Origin of the sequence: Arthrobacter flavus, assembly GCF_039526005.1 — a bacterium.
Lineage (GTDB): Bacteria > Actinomycetota > Actinomycetes > Actinomycetales > Micrococcaceae > Arthrobacter_D > Arthrobacter_D flavus.
Genome location: NZ_BAAAIJ010000058.1, coordinates 1 through 1,435 on the forward strand (window position 1 = coordinate 1; position 1,435 = coordinate 1,435).

The 1,435-nt window shown below is 67.0% G+C and carries 1 protein-coding gene; it reads right to left on the reverse strand.

Annotated elements, in window-relative coordinates:
• Positions 1 to 6 precede the first annotated feature (6 nt).
• Positions 7 to 1,314, reverse strand: coding sequence for an ISL3 family transposase (locus tag ABD059_RS14955; protein WP_343881467.1), 1,308 nt, complete (start codon positions 1,312 to 1,314; stop codon positions 7 to 9).
• Between the last annotated feature and the right edge of the window lie 121 nt (positions 1,315 to 1,435).

Below are 1,435 nucleotides of genomic sequence, written 5' to 3' on the forward strand. Positions count from 1 at the left end.
GGCTCTTCATAGTTGAGGGTGTAGGTGGGGTCTGAAGCCGCCTGATTCGAGCAGGCTGCGGGCGATGTAATTGGTGAGGTTACGGAAGCCGAGGGCCGAGCCGCGGAGGTGCTCGAGGCGGCCATTGATCGCCTCCGTGGGCCCGTTGGAGGTGCCGGGGCGGTCGAAGAACGCGAGCACATCGACGGCGCGTTGCTTCAGGGTCCGGCCAAGCCGGCGGATCTCGACCAGGGCGGCGGGCACGCCGTTGGTGACCGCGCCGATCACGGCCTGCATCAGCTCCTTACCCTTCGTCTTATTCGGTTCCCGGTAGGCGGCGACGATCCGCTGATAGATCCCCCACGTCGCTTCCACCTGGACGTGCTCCTCGGACGCGAAGACAGCGCTCAGGCGCGCGTTCTGCTTCTCCGTCAGCAGGTCCGCGCCGGTATGCAGGGTCCGCCTGGCCCGATAGAGCGGGTCGCCGGCCCTGCCGCGATGCCCGGTGGTGGCTTGTTGGACGCGTTGCCGGCATCGGTCCAGCCCGTCCCCGGCGAGGCGGACGACGTGGAAGGGGTCCATGACCGGAACCGCGTCCGGGAGCTCCTCGGAGGTTGCGGTCTTGAACCCGGTGAACCCATCCATCGCGACGACCTCGATGCCGTCCCGCCACGCTTGGGGGCGGTCGTGGAGCCAGTCCTTGAACACCTGCTTGGAGCGTCCTTCGACCATGTCCAGCAGTCGCGCCGGGCCTGTCTTGTCGCGGATCGGGGTGAGATCAATGATGACCGTCACGAACTTGTCACCCTTGCGGGTATGCCGCCACACATGCTCATCGACGCCGATAGCACTCACGCCATCGAACCGGTGAGGGTCATCGATCAGGCGGCGCTTCCCCTCGGTCATGATCGCGGTGTTCGCCGTATGCCAGGACACCCCAAGGCCTGCGGCGACCCGGGACACGGTGAGGTGATCGACCACGACGCCTTCCAGTGCCCACCGAAGCCCGCGGCGGGAGATCTTCGCCCTCCGCTCAGCTGCGAGGTCCGTGTCCTGCCGCCACGTGCGACCGCAGTTCCCGCACCGGTAGCGGCGCACCCGAACCAGCAGCGTGGTGGGCCGGTGACCGAACGGCTCATGCGCAAGCCGGCGCGTCACGGTGTCCCTGGGCGCTCCTTCCGCACCGCAGGATCGGCACCACGGATCCGCCTTGACGACACGGCACTCGATCACTGCCTGACCGGGCCCAAGGTGCTGCCCGACGGCTTCCAGGCCCAGCTCATCGAGCCGGCAGAACGTGGTGAGGTCAGGGCGAACGAAGGTAGCGTTGAACACGTCGAGGTCTTTCGGCTGGGCAGTGTGAGAACTTCCATCATCGGAAGGCCTCGACCTCCATCTCGTCACCGACGCGCCCACCCCGGCTACACCCCGCCTACACTCTCGTTTGCGAAGAGCC